The sequence below is a fragment of the Sphingobium chungbukense genome, assembly GCF_001005725.1.
Lineage (GTDB): Bacteria > Pseudomonadota > Alphaproteobacteria > Sphingomonadales > Sphingomonadaceae > Sphingobium > Sphingobium chungbukense.
In genome coordinates this window covers 1-13,386 of sequence record NZ_LBIC01000024.1, presented here as the reverse complement: position 1 = coordinate 13,386, position 13,386 = coordinate 1, and the positions used below count along the sequence as shown (strand labels likewise).

At 58.7% G+C, this 13,386-nt stretch carries 18 protein-coding genes and 1 other annotated feature; of the genes, 8 read left to right on the top strand and 10 right to left on the bottom strand.

Annotation, left to right across the window (positions count from 1 at the left end):
* Together YP76_RS26200 and YP76_RS26195 are read right to left on the bottom strand one after the other, a co-directional pair.
* On the bottom strand, positions 1-1,144 hold a 1,144-nt coding region (locus tag YP76_RS26200), incomplete at its 3' end, for a DUF4158 domain-containing protein (protein WP_046766307.1).
* 195 nt (positions 1,145-1,339) lie between these two features.
* Positions 1,340-1,630: a hypothetical protein gene (locus tag YP76_RS26195; RefSeq protein ID WP_014082618.1), complete on the bottom strand. Its 291-nt coding sequence runs from the start codon at positions 1,628-1,630 to the stop codon at positions 1,340-1,342.
* Positions 1,631-1,800: 170 nt separating this feature from the next.
* On the opposite strand from YP76_RS26195, the gene mobQ reads away from it, so the two are divergent.
* Positions 1,801-2,886, top strand: coding sequence for a MobQ family relaxase (mobQ, locus tag YP76_RS26190; RefSeq protein ID WP_014082619.1), 1,086 nt, complete (start codon positions 1,801-1,803; stop codon positions 2,884-2,886).
* The gene (locus YP76_RS26185) at positions 2,883-3,386 is read left to right on the top strand and encodes a hypothetical protein (RefSeq protein ID WP_014082620.1); all 504 of its coding nucleotides are present in this window, start codon (positions 2,883-2,885) and stop codon (positions 3,384-3,386) included. Before mobQ ends, YP76_RS26185 begins: the two co-directional genes overlap by 4 nt.
* Here YP76_RS26185 and YP76_RS26180 read toward each other — a convergent pair.
* Positions 3,352-3,630 carry a hypothetical protein gene (locus YP76_RS26180; RefSeq protein ID WP_014082621.1) on the bottom strand — a complete coding sequence of 93 codons (279 nt, stop codon included), beginning with the start codon at positions 3,628-3,630 and terminating at the stop codon, positions 3,352-3,354. The genes YP76_RS26185 and YP76_RS26180 overlap by 35 nt on opposite strands.
* Positions 3,631-3,746: 116 nt before the next feature.
* Between YP76_RS26180 and YP76_RS26175 the strand changes: the two genes are divergently transcribed.
* From YP76_RS26175 to YP76_RS26165, 3 genes are read left to right on the top strand one after another with little or no spacing between them, the layout of a single operon-like run.
* Entirely contained in the window at positions 3,747-3,983 is a 237-nt protein-coding gene (locus YP76_RS26175; RefSeq protein ID WP_084733362.1) for a ribbon-helix-helix domain-containing protein, read from the top strand.
* Between the two features lie 14 nt (positions 3,984-3,997).
* Positions 3,998-5,149: a DNA cytosine methyltransferase gene (locus tag YP76_RS26170; protein WP_052757592.1), complete on the top strand. Its 1,152-nt coding sequence runs from the start codon at positions 3,998-4,000 to the stop codon at positions 5,147-5,149.
* Positions 5,139-6,074 (top strand): NotI family restriction endonuclease, encoded by a 936-nt coding sequence (locus YP76_RS26165; RefSeq protein ID WP_172684419.1) that lies wholly within the window; start codon positions 5,139-5,141, stop codon positions 6,072-6,074. Before YP76_RS26170 ends, YP76_RS26165 begins: the two co-directional genes overlap by 11 nt.
* Positions 6,075-6,115: 41 nt before the next feature.
* On the opposite strand, the gene YP76_RS28075 is transcribed toward YP76_RS26165, so the two are convergent.
* Complete coding sequence (locus tag YP76_RS28075; RefSeq protein ID WP_014082625.1) at positions 6,116-6,640, bottom strand: hypothetical protein; 525 nt, start codon at positions 6,638-6,640, stop codon at positions 6,116-6,118.
* A 114-nt stretch (positions 6,641-6,754) separates the two neighbouring features.
* On the opposite strand from YP76_RS28075, the gene YP76_RS26160 reads away from it, so the two are divergent.
* The 3 genes from YP76_RS26160 to YP76_RS26150 are packed head-to-tail and all read left to right on the top strand — an operon-like array spanning position 6,755 to position 8,290.
* Entirely contained in the window at positions 6,755-7,303 is a 549-nt protein-coding gene (locus YP76_RS26160) for a recombinase family protein (RefSeq protein ID WP_014082626.1), read from the top strand.
* Positions 7,304-7,352: 49 nt separating this feature from the next.
* The gene (gene parA, locus YP76_RS26155) at positions 7,353-8,003 is read left to right on the top strand and encodes a ParA family partition ATPase (protein WP_014082627.1); all 651 of its coding nucleotides are present in this window, start codon (positions 7,353-7,355) and stop codon (positions 8,001-8,003) included.
* On the top strand, positions 8,000-8,290 hold the full coding sequence (locus YP76_RS26150; protein WP_046766305.1) for a ribbon-helix-helix domain-containing protein: 291 nt from the start codon (positions 8,000-8,002) through the stop codon (positions 8,288-8,290). The genes parA and YP76_RS26150 overlap by 4 nt, the downstream gene beginning before the upstream one ends.
* A 51-nt stretch (positions 8,291-8,341) precedes the next feature.
* Here the strand turns inward: YP76_RS26150 and YP76_RS26145 are convergent, their stop codons facing one another.
* From YP76_RS26145 to YP76_RS26120, 6 genes are all read right to left on the bottom strand, one after another.
* Entirely contained in the window at positions 8,342-8,545 is a 204-nt protein-coding gene (locus YP76_RS26145; RefSeq protein ID WP_046766308.1) for a cold-shock protein, read from the bottom strand.
* A 14-nt stretch (positions 8,546-8,559) separates the two neighbouring features.
* Entirely contained in the window at positions 8,560-8,898 is a 339-nt protein-coding gene (locus YP76_RS26140; protein ID WP_014082630.1) for a TraR/DksA family transcriptional regulator, read from the bottom strand.
* A 1-nt stretch (position 8,899) separates the two neighbouring features.
* Entirely contained in the window at positions 8,900-9,751 is an 852-nt protein-coding gene (locus YP76_RS26135) for a universal stress protein (RefSeq protein WP_014082631.1), read from the bottom strand.
* An 11-nt stretch (positions 9,752-9,762) separates the two neighbouring features.
* On the bottom strand, positions 9,763-11,247 hold the full coding sequence (locus YP76_RS26130) for a SulP family inorganic anion transporter (protein ID WP_014082632.1): 1,485 nt from the start codon (positions 11,245-11,247) through the stop codon (positions 9,763-9,765).
* Between the two features lie 86 nt (positions 11,248-11,333).
* Positions 11,334-11,387 (bottom strand) — a sequence feature (sul1 is cis-regulatory element that is thought to sense ions involved in sulfur or methionine metabolism; They are found in Alphaproteobacteria).
* A 103-nt stretch (positions 11,388-11,490) separates the two neighbouring features.
* A complete protein-coding gene (locus YP76_RS26125; protein ID WP_232307737.1) occupies positions 11,491-12,540 on the bottom strand; it encodes a replication initiator protein A in 1,050 nt (349 codons plus the stop codon).
* Positions 12,541-13,123: 583 nt separating this feature from the next.
* The coding region (locus YP76_RS26120) for a type IV secretory system conjugative DNA transfer family protein (protein ID WP_046766304.1) at positions 13,124-13,386 on the bottom strand (263 nt) is incomplete at its 5' end.

The following is a 13,386-nucleotide window of genomic DNA, read 5'->3' as shown; positions in this document are numbered from 1 at the left end:
CCAGTGCCGAAAGCAGGCTTGGCAGCATACGGCGATAATGATTGGCCCATGACCCCCGCATCACCTTGTAGATCCGCCGATCCAAGGCGCCCTTTGCCTGGCTTTCCTTGACGATCGCCGCCAGCTTGTCCTTGCCGGCGATTGGGAAAATGACATCGCAGATGCGCCCGGATGGATCGTCGATCGAAGCGCTGGCAATCTCGACCAGGAGTCGCTCCTTGCCATAGACCCGCTCGATGTCTTTCGCGATATCGCCCACCACCTTGCGTTTCGAGCGCGATCCGATCTTATGGACCGTCTCGATCAGCAGGTCGACCATCGCATCCGTAAGCTGAGCTTCCCGCGCCATCAGATAAACGGCATAGAGCCCGAGCTGGCGCGCCGGTACATGCCGGCGCATCTCCGAGGCTTTCTCGCCGGCAACCCGGCGAACGATCTGATCGACCCATGCCTTGCCCGTGACCGATAGGAAATCTCGGGGAAGAGCAAGCCGCTGGATAAAGGCGAGTTTGGCGGTCACGCCAAGAATGTTTTCGAGCGTCGCCTGACCTGCATCGCCCTTCATCGTGTTGAAGCCGGTCGGGCCATCGGGATCGGCGAGCGAGGCTTCCAGCAAGGCGATCGCATCCGGCGCAAGCCGGTCGCCGACTCGGGCCAACAGGGCCTCCAGATAGAGGTGTCGTTGCGAGCGGACGAGGCGTTCCAGCTCCTTGCGCGACGGCCCATAGATACGGCGGTCGCGGCACCACAGGAAAACATGCTCGAGCATGGCATTGATCGACTGCCCGCCCGCACAAAGATCGTCGGAAATCCACCCCGACAACGCCCTGCGATCCGTCTGCGTCATACGGCGGAACCCGAGATGCCGCAAAATCTCCGCGCAATGCCGGCGGGCGGTGCGACCGGAAAAATCATAGTGGTTCACGGATTTGGCATCGAGACCAAGTTGCTCCGCCAGATACAAGACACCGTCGGAGGGTATCGACGCATGATCCGGCACAAAGAAGCCATGCGCGGCGAAAAATCTAAGCTGAACCGCCAATCCCAGTCGTGCCGTCTCCGCTTTGCCGGTCACGAACGCGATGTCCGAAAAACTCAGGCTCCAGGAGCCGATCAGATCCCCACTCGAAACGCCAAGGCTCATAACGCCGCTCCCTTATCGGAGCGGAACGTCGTTCCTCGCATGGGCGACCGTCAACAACAACCAGCCCGTTCCCGACCTGTTCTCCAAGATGACCAAAATCGCAGCTTCGGGCCGACTGGGCCAGGATGGCGAAACCGCCGCCGACAGTCAGGCCGCAACCGATACCCCGTTCGCCCCCGACCAGCGGCCCTGCCATCATTCCTTCTCCTTCAGCCGCTTGAGCAGAGGGGCCATCAACGCATGGTCACGCTCACGGGTCAGGAACAGCGGGAGTTCGCGTTGCAGGAGCGGCGCGAGCTGGCGACCCGTAGGCGTATCCTCGTCTATGTGGTGGAGGATGAACGCGCCAAGCATGATGCGCTCGCGGGTTTCGGCCTTGCGGCGTTCAGCAGAAAGCCGTGCCTCCAGCGCCTTTCGCCGCTCGCGTAGCTTGCGCTCGTCCTCGCGCATTTTCTCAAGGCGCTCTTCAACGGGTGTCCGTGCCATGCGGTCCTCCTTGTCAGTTCGCTATAGCAAGAGGATCGCAACAAGGCTACCTTAGCGAAGATAAGGGCACGCTTATACATTGCTTCGCAATGTGCGTGGTCCTCGTGGGGGCTTTGCCCCCGCCGGACGGCTTCCCCCTTAAGTGAAGGAAGTAAAAAGGCGCGTGGCCCGTGGCGATCTACCATTGCTCCGTCAAAGTCATCTCGCGGGCCACCGGGCGCAGCGCGGTTGCCGCCGCCGCCTATCGGTCGGGCGAGCGGCTGACCGACGAGCGCCTGGGCAAATGCCACGACTACACGCGCAAGTCGGACATCGAGCATCGCGAGATCATGGCCCCGGATCGCACGCCCGACTGGATGCTCGATCGCTCGCGCCTGTGGAATGGTGTTGAGGCGGCCGAGAAGCGCAAGGATGCCCAGCTTGCCCGCGAGGTGGAAATCTCCCTTCCGCGCGAATTGGGCGCGGAGGATCGGCGGGCGCTGGTCGAGGGGTATGTGCGCGAGCATTTCGTGTCGCAGGGGATGATTGCGGACGTGTCGCTGCACCGGGGCCATTCGGCGGACGGGCAGGAACAGCCGCACGCGCATGTCATGCTGACAATGCGTGATTTGACCGGCGAGGGGTTCGGCAAGAAGAACCGGGATTGGAACGCCAGCGAGCGGCTTGAGGGCTGGCGGGCGGCATGGGCTGACCATGCCAATCGCGCCCTTGAAAGGGCAGGGCACGATGAGCGCATCGACCATCGTTCGCTTAAGGACCAGCGCGAGGCGGCGCGGGAGCGTGGTGACGCGGAAAGGGAAGAGGATCTAGGCCGGGAGCCGCTGGGCAAGGTGCCGTTGTCGGCGGTGGCGATGGAGCGCAAGGGCATCATCACCGAGCGCGGCGACGAACAGCGCGGGGTGCAGGCGCGCAACCGGGAGCGGCGCGAGCTAACCCAGCAGCTTCGCGACCTCAGCGCCAGGATCGCGGAAACCATGCGCGGCATAGGCGACAAGGCCAAGGACGTGGCGCAGGGGCTGCGCGACCGTCTTAGCGCGGCATGGGGTAGCCAGGCCGAGGATCGTGGCGCAGCCGAGCGGATCGCAGAGGCGACGGCACAGCGTGGCGAGCGTAACCGTGACGCCCCGGAGCCGAGGAGCGCCGCCGAGCGCATTGCATCGCGCATCGGCGATAAGGGCGGATCAGATCACGACCAGGCCGAGCGCGATCGGGAGCGCACCAGGGACAAGGATCGGGACAGGGGCCGCGAACGATGAGCGATGATAGCGACGATCCGGTGATGGCGTTGCTGGCGACCCAGCGCGCCGTGCTGGCAGCGGTGGAGAATCTGGCGAACCAGGTCGAGGCGATGCAGGGGAAGGTGGACGCGATGGGCGAGACGCTGGCCCAGCTCGTCGCCGGCACTGCCGGCGCATCGAGTGCCGGCGTCGGTCGCGCGCTGACCCTGGGCGACAGGTTCAGGCAGGCGACCGACAAAGAAGCTGCGGCGGACCCAGAGCTACGGGCCGCGCAGGGGAATTATATGGTGGCCCAGGCGATCGCCAAGGGGCTGAACAAGAGTGATCCTGACGGCGCGGCCCGCGATGCTGCGCGGGCGCGAGAATGGATCGCTGACCAGCTCGACCGGGGGCGCGTGTTCGAGCCTGCCAAAGTGCGGGACGGTGGAAAGGGCGCGGTGGCGGTGGTGGAGCCGATCCACGAAGAAATGTTTCCAGGGCGGGTCAGGGCACCGCGTCAGCCCGATCGAGAGCGGTAGCGCCCTGCCCATAAAGGGTGAGGATGACCGAGGGCATCAGCGCAGGGGGTAGCCCCTCGTCCAGCATCATCGCGAACATGGCTTCCTCATCGGGTGACAGGATCATGTTTTCAATGGCGAGGTTGGCGCGGGATTCGGCCATGTCCTCACGCCACAGCGCCACTGCGTCGGGCGTACCGCGCACATAAGCCATCGACCGCACTTGGGCGCGCAGGGCTTCTAAGTCGATTGGCTGGATGCTCATAATGCCGATATTTATATCAGGAATAGCTCCCGAAAGCATTGCATTTGCGGGCTTTTTATGAGAACAAAAAGAGAACAAACATGAAATTGACTAGGCGTTGAACCGGAGGCATAGAGATGCAAAGTGCTGCACTTTGCGGCAAAGTGAGGCAACCTATGCCGTCGAAAAACCGGATCACCGTTAATCTGTCCGAAGATGAATATGCCGCTTTCGATCAGCTTGCGGCTCGGTCGAAGGTGTCGAAGGCATGGCTTGGCCGTCATGCGATCAGCTCGTTGATCGAGCGCACTGATGGGGATGAGCAGCAGCTGCCGCTTCCCCTGACAGGATTGAAGCGTAGGGGGAGCCGATGAAATCGCGCCATAACATGACCGTCATCGATCTTTTCTGCGGAGCCGGTGGCCTTTCCGAGGGGTTTCGGCAGGCGGGTTTCCACGTCTTAGCCGGACAGGATTATGACGACCGGGCAGGCGAGACATTTTCCGCGACCCACCCAGAAGCCAAGTTCATTGGCGGGCCGATTCAGGACGTTACAGCACAGCAGCTCTTAAAGGCTGCTGGCGTCAAGAAGGGCGAAATCGACGTGATCGTCGGTGGTCCGCCGTGCCAGGGCTATTCGGTTTATAATCACCAGCGAGGCGTCAATGACCCACGCGCAGGCTTGTTTCGCGAGTATCTTCGGATCGTGAAGGGCATTCAGCCGCGTTGGATCGTGATGGAGAACGTAACCGGCATCACGTCGATCGGCGGGGGCGGCATAGTGCATGAGATATTCGAGGGTATGAAAAGCCTCGGCTATCGCGTCGATATGAAGGTACTCCGCGCCGAAGAATATGGGGTGCCCCAAGAGCGCAGGCGCGTGTTTTTCATTGCCACGCGCACCGATGCGCCAATCTTGTTCCCCGAACAAACACATGGCCCAGGCTTGTTGCCCTTCGTGACAGTTTGGGATGCTATTTCCGATCTTCCTAAGTTGGAAAACGGCGATCGTGCTGGGCCGCGACCATACGGAAAACGGCCTCAAAACAGCTATCAGGCTTTGTTGAGAGGGGACTGCACTATCGTGCAGAACCATTCCGCATCTAGGCTATCGCGGATTAACCAGGAGCGGATGCGACATATTCCCGCCGGGGGATCATGGCGGGACATACCGATCGACCTGTTGCCCGCAGGCATGAAGTTGGCCAAGCGTAGCGACCATACCAAGCGATATGGTCGACCCAAAAAAACAGACCTGTCATGCACAGTATTGACCAAGTGCGATGTGCATTGGGGGGCCTATATTCACCCCGTCCAAGATCGTTCGTTCACGGTTCGCGAGGCAGCAAGGCTACAATCATTTCCTGATTTCTTCACGTTCAAGGGCAACAGCACAGAGCAATATGTGCAGGTCGGTAATGCGGTCCCGCCTCTACTCGGCAAGTGCGTTGCCGAAGCACTACTTCTTGCGGATACGGCAGGGATGGCCTCTAAGCAGGTGAAAGCCAGCCTGCGTGAGGAACTCCCGATTGCCGTTTGAACCTGAGTCGATTGTTGGAGAGGTATTAGGTCGGCGGGCGGCAAAGGGTGTCGATCCTGCCGCCGCCGATTTCGAGTGCCCGTACATTCAGTCGCGATGCCCCAAGCGCAGCACACAGCTCCCCAGCGAGCCTTATCCCGTGTGCAGTCTTTGGAAGCCCGCACCCCGGAAATCGACCCAAGGGCCAGAGTTGATTTTCGTCTGTCCGAAGCGATTCTACGCTGTCGATTTTCTGACAGAGGTCATCGAACATTGCTGGCCTGGTGAGAAGCCTACCGATCCGCAGATTGCCCGCGAAGTCAAAATGGAGGGCTTCGGGAATGTCGATTTCGTTATCGCAGACGTCAAGAGCGATAAGGAGATCGACCAATTCCTGTCGGTAGAACTTCAGGCCATCGATATTACTGGCTCTGTTTTTCCTGCTTATCAGGCTTTGCGGGCCGGAGAAGATCTAGAGAAAAAGCCGACATATGGCTTCAATTGGGACAACGTATACAAGCGTTATATCACCCAGCTCATTCGAAAAGGCTATTTCCATCACCATTGGAAATCAAAAATTGTCGCGGTTATTCCTGAGCAAGTATATCAGTATATACTAGGTCGCGCGGCATTTATGAAAACTAGCGATGTTAAGAATGACCCGCAGGTCAATATCATATTTATGACTTATCGCTTGGAAGCCGATGCGGATAAGCCGGGTGAGTTTAAGCCTGTGCTTGTTAACGTAGAAGGCACAAGCCACACAAACTTGCAAAATGCCATCATGTATAAAGACCCGCCCCAGAGGTCGGCCTTTACGGCACAGATTAAGAGTTCTCTGGTTCGCGGTGCTGTAAGGTTGGCTGATCTAATTGCAGCGGGCGAGGTTTCCGAGATGGAAGATCATGAGGACGAGGGGCCGGACCCAGGAGACCTGATTCAGTAGGGTTGATCCGAAAGTCACAAGTTTTGCATCAGAAAGCGAGTTTAGAACCGGATCGTTTTGACCAACGCCGTTGCTGCATGGCAGCTATCGGAAGTTTCGCAATCGGAACTAATCCGTAGGCCCCAAGCAGCATGGTTTACGCCATTGATCTTGCCTCCTCCTACCTGTGCCATCCATAATAGCTGACCTTCTGGTGGCGGATGCTGGTGATCGGTCCATTGGAAAGAGGCCAAGGTAACACCGTCGATTATCTGCTTATCAGCAAGATGATAACCGGCGGCAGCTTGAGAGCTGTCATAAGGTCCGAAAACGATATGCAATATATATCCCGGTCCAGACACATCTTGCACAATTGAATCGGTGCCTTGGAGGCGTTTCGAGCGGACGCCGGAGGCGAGTTTCAATGTGCAGCAACTTTCCACCTCGTAGCGTTCTGGATCCTGATATTTTGGGCGGCCTGCTACGGCTGCTGCGCTGCCCGTCAAAGTTGTCTGCGAGGTTGTCGGCTCTTGCGAGCATCCAGCAAGCGCAACGGCAGAGATAATCAGATATCGGAAAAGTGCCATTGTGCCCGAGTATGCTACATCGCTGATACGAAAATCAAAAGTTTTGCATCATGTTGAAAGCCGCAAGAATCCGGCCTCTTTCCTGATGCAAAAATCTGATGCATCATTCTGGCCATGATCTACGGTTACGCGCGCGTTTCCACCAACAGCCAAGACTTGGCCCAGCAGCTCGCCCAGCTCACCGCCGCCGGGTGCGTAAAAATCTACCGTGAGAAGATCAGCGGCGCGACGGCCGAGCGGCCCCAGCTCAAGCGCGCGATCGGCGCGCTGGATGAAGGCGACGTTCTGATGGTGACAGCGACCGACCGCCTTGCCCGCAATACCCGTGACCTGTTGAATATCCTCCATGCGGTGAAGGAGGCCGGGGCTGGCTTCCGTTCGCTGGCCGAGCCGATGGTGGATACGACTTCGCAATTTGCCGAGGTGATAATCGCGGTGTTGGGGATCGCGGCGAGCTGGGAACGGGAGCGCATCACCGAGCGCACCGCCGCAGGGCGTGTCCAGGCAAGGGCGCGTGGGGTAAAATTCGGGCGTAAGTTGGCCCTTACGGCACATCAGCAGGCTGAAGCGCTAGATAGGCTTGCTGCCGGTGATACACAGCGCACCGTCGCCGCCCTATTCAATGTCAGCCAAGCAACCATTTCACGCTTGATTGGCAGATGATTGAACGGCATGACCGCATGCAAACATGCGGTCATGTAGGGATACACACATGCCAACAATTGCAATTATCAGCCAAAAGGGCGGCGCGGGGAAAACCACCCTCGCCTTGCATCTGGCTGCTGCTGCCGAGGATGCCGGTCATACCGCACTGGTGATCGACCTAGATCCACAGGCAACAGCGAGCCAATGGGCAGCTTGGCGGCAGGACGCTCCCCCGGTCGTGATCGATAGCGCCCCCCCGCGCCTTGCCGCCAAGATTGAGCAGGCGACGGCGCAGGGCGCGGACTTCATCGTGATCGACACCCCGCCCCATGCTGACAGTGCGGCCAGCGCTGCCGTCGAGGCGGCCGACTTGGTGCTGATCCCATGTCGGCCAAGCGCATTCGATCTAGCCGCGATCAAGACGACCGCCAGCCTTGTGAAGATGCGCGGCAAGCCTGCTTTTGTAATCTTTACGGCGGGAAGCCCGACCGCCCCACGCATGTATGAGGAAGCAGCGCAACTCGTGCAGGATTATGGGCTGGAAGCCTGCCCACAGCACATCGCAGATCGCGCCGCCTTCCGCCATGCAGCAGCCGAGGGGAAAACAGCGATGGAAGTAGAACCGAACGGCAAGGCGGCTGACGAGGTGCGCCAGCTTTACAAATGGACATGCGTGCATGTAAACATGCAAGCATCTAAGAGGAGAGTTAGCGCATGAGCCGGAAGGGATCATTGCTTTCCTTGCGGGACCGCGATCCCGTGCCGCCGCCGATGGCGACCGAGTTAAAGGGGAAGGCGGCCGCGCCGATCGCCAGCAACACCGGGAGCAGCCCGGTTGCACCAAGTCGTCAGGGGAAGAAGGCCATGACCGGCTATTTCAGCCCGGAAATGTCATTCGCCATGCACATGACCGCCCGCAAGCACGGAATGAGCTTGCAGGATGCAATGGCCGAGGCGTTCAACGACTGGCTTCGCAAGATGGGAGAAAGCCCTGTTGGAAAGTAGGCATGCTTACATGCAAACATGATGCCTGCCAATCGAGGCGGAGCTGTGAGTTTAGATTGCAATGAGATTGACCGCGATCTGCTTTCCTCGATCTTCCGCTAGGTCAAATGCCCAGCGCTGGCCTTTCTCAAGATCAGCATATCCGGCCTCTAGCACCGCAGTCACATGCACGAATACCTTAGGTTGCTTGTCGTCCCGAGAAATGAAACCAAATCCGCGATCCCGGTCTACATATCTGACCGTGCCAGTAGGCATGACCCTCTCCATTTCTATTTTTGACGGGCGCAATCGATGCAACTCATCACCGATGGAAGGTTGAACAGGCGCGCTTCGGCGATCTCCTCTCCGCAGGTGAGGCAATAGCCGAACTCGCCCTGTTCGATCCGGCGCAAGGCAGCGTCGATAGCTGCGCGCTCACTTTCGCGGCGACGTTGCTGGGCAAACGCCATGGCCTGCATCTGCATAGCGTCGATCCGCGACAGTCGGCCTACGCTGTCCTGTTCGAGCGTAACCGGCGCGCGGCCCTCTTTCGACATCTCCTCCTGGGCGAGAAGCATCCGCTTCAACAGCAGCAGCTTCTCGCGGAACAGGTCGAGGTCGAGCGCCATGTCAACGCACCAGCAGCACCGGCACATGAACCGTGCGAATGAGCGTCGTCGTGGTGCTGCCGACAATCAGGGTGCGAAGGGGTGAATGCCCATAAGCTCCCATGACCAGCAGCGCGTCCGGGGTCTTGCCCACCACCTCGGCAATGGCATCCTCGGGCTTGCCTTGCACGACCGTTAATTCGACAGATCGGCCACCGGCCAGGGTAGCACCAGCATTATCCAGCAGTTTGTGATGCTTTTCGTCATCAGGACCGATCGTGACGACATGGACCGGTAGACCGTCGAACAGGGGTGAGTTGGCGACCCGCTCCAGCGCACGATCGGCGGCCTTGCTGCCATCATAAGCAAGGATGACCGATTGCGGTTCCGCGACCGCCCTAGACGCGATTAGCACGGGCTTGGCGCTGGCGCGCACGACCCGTTCGATCTTCGACCCGATATGATCGGACGCGAACTCATGGCTGGCTCCGCGTTTGCCAATGACAATGACGCGGGCATCGCTTTCGCGCTCTAGGATCGTTTCCACGATGCCACCATGGCGGTGCAGGGGAGAAATCGCTTTCGCACCGTCAGCCTGGAGGCGTTCAGCCATCGTCGCAAGCAAGATGCGGCCACGCTCGACCTGAAGTCTGGCATCGGCCTCTTCCAGTTTCGTCAGCTCTTCCAGAAGGTCAGTTCTGGCTCCCAAGCCAATAGCACCGCTCAAATCATGCCGCTCTGCCACAGCATCCTTGCGCTGCACGACATGGAGCAGCTCGACGGGCAAGTCGAGGCGTTTGGACGCCCAGGCCGCGAGATCGCAGACGCTGGCGGCGTAGGCCGAGGCGTCGATACATGCGAGTATCTTGGTCATGACTTCTCTCCTCAATGCGCGCCGAGCTGCGCGTCCGCACCCGGCTTGTCGTGAATGGCATAGCGTTCGACCATCGAGGCGCTGGCGTCATTAAGACCGATCACCTCGACCGCCGTGCCTTCACGGCGGAATTTGAGAATGGCCTTGTCGAGCGTGCCGATTGCCGAAATGTCCCAGAAATGCGCGTCGCTTACATCGATCACGACACGATCAAGAACCTCCTTGTAGTCGAAGGCGGACGTGAAGTTGTCCGACGAGGCGAAGAACACCTGGCCTGCGACACGATAGGTACGAGCCTTGCCATCGACCGAAAGCTCGGACGCGACGGTGAAGAGACGCTTGACCTTGCTGGCGAAGAACAGGCCCGACAGGATAACGCCCGCCAGCACGCCTTGCGCTAGATCATGCGTCCAAACGACGATGACGACGGTGGCGACCATGACCACCGAGGACTGCCATGGATTGGTGCGGAGGTCCTTGATCGACCGCCAACTGAATGTGCCGATCGACACCATAATCATTACCGCGACCAACGAAGGCATCGGAATCTGCGCCACCAATGGGCCAAGCACCACGATCAGGAACAGCAGGAACACACCTGATACGAAGGTGGACAATCGGGTTGAGCCGCCCGACTTCACGTTAATGACGGACTGGCCGATCATTGCGCAGCCACCCATGCCGCCGAGGAACCCGGTTGCGAAATTGGCGATGCCCTGGCCCTTCATCTCACGACGCTTGTCCGATCCGGTGTCGGTCAGGTCATCCACGATCTGCGCTGTCATCATTGACTCCAGCAGGCCAACGGCGGCCATCGTGAGCGAGAAGGGCAGGATGATTTGCAGCGTCTCCAACGTGAAGGGCACGTTGGGGATGAGGAATGCGGGCAGCGACGATGGCAGCTTGCCCATGTCCCCGACTGTGTTGACGTTCATCCCGCCATAGATCGAGATAATCGTCAGGATGACGATCGCGACCAGCGGAGAGGGCACTGCCTTGGTGATGCGGGGGAAGAGGTAGATAATGGCAAGGCCGCCTGCGACCATCGCATACGTCACCCAGGTCACACCCGTCAGTTGCGGAAGCTGGGCAATGAAGATCAGAATCGCCAGCGCATTGACGAATCCGGTAATCACCGAACGCGACACATATTGCATCAGCATGTCGAGCCGCAGGAACCCGGCGATGACCTGAATCACGCCCATCAGGATCGTAGCGGCAAACAGATATTCGACGCCATGATCGCGGATCAGCGGTAGCACTAGCACCGCGATGGCGGCTGTGGCGGCGGAGATCATGCCGGGGCGACCGCCGACAAGGGCGGTAATGACGGCGATGGAGAAGGAGGCATAAAGTCCAACGCGCGGATCGACGCCCGCAATGATCGAGAAGCCGATGGCTTCGGGGATCAGCGCCAATGCAACGACGATACCCGCAAGTATGTCCGCACGCGGGTTTGCGAGCCATTCGCGTTTCAGCGAGGCAAAAGATGTCATTCAGGAACCTACAGATTGGCTAGCGGGGCATCGCGTCAGTGCGCGGAACGCTCAGAACTCGGAAAGCGAAGCCCTAATTCGCTAATGGTTATCCCGGGGATAGGCGCCGGGCCGAGCCACCCGGCGATGCCGGGTCCAATGAATATTGGCCCTGTATCCGAAGATATGATTCAATTGCAAGTATGAGCAGTCACGGCTTTAGAATGCGATGTTTACATGTCCTCATGCAAACATCGCATTCTATCAGCGTAATGGCTTGCGTTCGTGCCGCTTTTTACAAAATCCGAGGAAGGCGGCGCGTGGGCTTTTCAACTCCGGTTTGCCCATGTCGTGCCACCACGACACCCATTCGTCATAGAGCGCGTAAACGTCATAGCCTGGTGCGGCCGTTTTGCCGTCGTGCATAGTTTCCGGGTCAATGTAGGGCGCATCGTCGGCGACGGCGACCGGATTGGGCTTGCCCTTGAGACCGGAGCGATTGCGGAACAGGACCACGTCATCATCCATCGTCACCGCATAGTCGGGGAAATGGGCGTGGTCCGCATCATGCTCGCAGACCTTCTTGACCAGTGAACGGAACACTCGGAGCGGACTGTTGGAGCCGCATTTCTTCTGGAGCAATTCCAGCCCGATTTTCCATTCGTCTTTCACACCGCAATGCTTGCGGGCCAGCTCATACATGCGCCGCTCGAAGGGCTTGCGGAGCCGGAAATAATCCCGGTGGAGGGTCAGAACGTTCTTGCTGATAACGGAGCGATACACCCATTCCGACAGGGTAATTTCAAGATCGAGCATCCGGCCATCGAACGTCTTGCGGGTGATATTGGCTTCTTCGATCAGGCCGAAAATCCGCGTCTCCTCCACGCCGCCAGTCTGGATATTGGTTCGTACAGTAGTTCCACGCAGGCGGGTGAGGGCGTCGGTCATCAGCCTATAGCCCTCGCCACTGGTCTGCCGATTAGTGGCGACGAGCATGTCATAGGCTTGCAAGCGAACGGTGCGGCTAGGGGCTTCACCTTGGTTCATTTTGGCGATGAGCTGCGAAATGCAGTAGATTAGAATGTCCTTGTCGTGGATTGTCGCCAGACCTTTCCCCGAAGGGATAATCTCAATGACATTGCCATTGTGTTCGTAGCGCCGCGTCCGATTATCAGGTTTGGTTGAGAGCGAAAAAACGGGATGCTCCATCGAGGCCATGTCATCCTTGGGGATGGCATCGAGAACATCGCAGATGAACAGGTCTTGGTTAGGGTGGCGCACCGGCAACAGGGGCGTGCGATCGTCGCCGTCCACGGCAGGCACGACATCAAACAGAGTAGGGGCGGATTCTATCGTCATTTCACTGACGGAGGACTACTATCGTCATTTCACATACACAAGAGGATTATCGTCATTTCAGATTCACCTCATGCGCTATCGTCATTTCGATTACGGTAAGGAGCCACGAGCTATCGTCAGAGTAGATTCACCTTATCGTCACTCTGGAATCGCTCTTTCGTCATAGCTGATTCACTATGAACCCGAAAAATCCTATTTTCCATTTATATTTCAGATAGATGCATAATCCTCTAAAAGCCGTAACACATCACTTAACCCATATTTTAACACTAGGCTGGCTTGTGGGTAACTTCATGCCTTTGCACCAAACAGAATTATGGAATTGGCCTACCGGCCAATGCGCTATCCGATCCGTGACGGCTTTGCCGTCACAAGAGCGGCCTAAAGGCCGCTGGGCTTCCGAGGGGGGAAGTGGGGCGGGTCTAGGGGTCAATCGCACCCTAACGCCGTGAGGAGAGGCCTAGGGCGGTCAGGAGGCAAGGCTATGGCCCTTCCCTATTCCATTGCTGCCGACGACGATGATGCGCCCTGCAGCCATTCAACCGGGATCGGCCAGCCCGGCAAACTCGCGCTGATCGTAATATCGGATCTTCTCCACGATTAACGGGGCCTGCCCCTGGAGCATCAACAGTTGGTCGGTGGGCCGCATCCGCATGATCTCATCGGGGTTCATGAGGTTTCGGGCGCTGATCTGGGTGCTGGCCGAGCGGGTGAGCTTGCCACCGTCGAACATGCTGGCCTCGGAATAGCCCGCCGTCTGATATTCGAGGGTTTCCTGCCCCAGCGTCTTCGACAGCAATT

Bases quoted from the DNA above. Each gene is read 5' to 3' on its own strand.
- YP76_RS26195 (WP_014082618.1), bottom strand. From the start codon at position 1,630: ATGGCACGGACACCCGTTGAAGAGCGCCTTGAGAAAATGCGCGAGGAC.
- YP76_RS26185 (WP_014082620.1), top strand. From the start codon at position 2,883: ATGAGCGATGATAGCGACGATCCGGTGATGGCGTTGCTGGCGACCCAG.
- YP76_RS26180 (WP_014082621.1), bottom strand. From the start codon at position 3,630: ATGAGCATCCAGCCAATCGACTTAGAAGCCCTGCGCGCCCAAGTGCGG.
- YP76_RS26175 (WP_084733362.1), top strand. From the start codon at position 3,747: ATGCAAAGTGCTGCACTTTGCGGCAAAGTGAGGCAACCTATGCCGTCG.
- YP76_RS26170 (WP_052757592.1), top strand. From the start codon at position 3,998: ATGACCGTCATCGATCTTTTCTGCGGAGCCGGTGGCCTTTCCGAGGGG.
- YP76_RS28075 (WP_014082625.1), bottom strand. From the start codon at position 6,640: ATGGCACTTTTCCGATATCTGATTATCTCTGCCGTTGCGCTTGCTGGA.
- YP76_RS26160 (WP_014082626.1), top strand. From the start codon at position 6,755: ATGATCTACGGTTACGCGCGCGTTTCCACCAACAGCCAAGACTTGGCC.
- parA (WP_014082627.1), top strand. From the start codon at position 7,353: ATGCCAACAATTGCAATTATCAGCCAAAAGGGCGGCGCGGGGAAAACC.
- YP76_RS26150 (WP_046766305.1), top strand. From the start codon at position 8,000: ATGAGCCGGAAGGGATCATTGCTTTCCTTGCGGGACCGCGATCCCGTG.
- YP76_RS26145 (WP_046766308.1), bottom strand. From the start codon at position 8,545: ATGCCTACTGGCACGGTCAGATATGTAGACCGGGATCGCGGATTTGGT.
- YP76_RS26140 (WP_014082630.1), bottom strand. From the start codon at position 8,898: ATGGCGCTCGACCTCGACCTGTTCCGCGAGAAGCTGCTGCTGTTGAAG.
- YP76_RS26135 (WP_014082631.1), bottom strand. From the start codon at position 9,751: ATGACCAAGATACTCGCATGTATCGACGCCTCGGCCTACGCCGCCAGC.
- YP76_RS26130 (WP_014082632.1), bottom strand. From the start codon at position 11,247: ATGACATCTTTTGCCTCGCTGAAACGCGAATGGCTCGCAAACCCGCGT.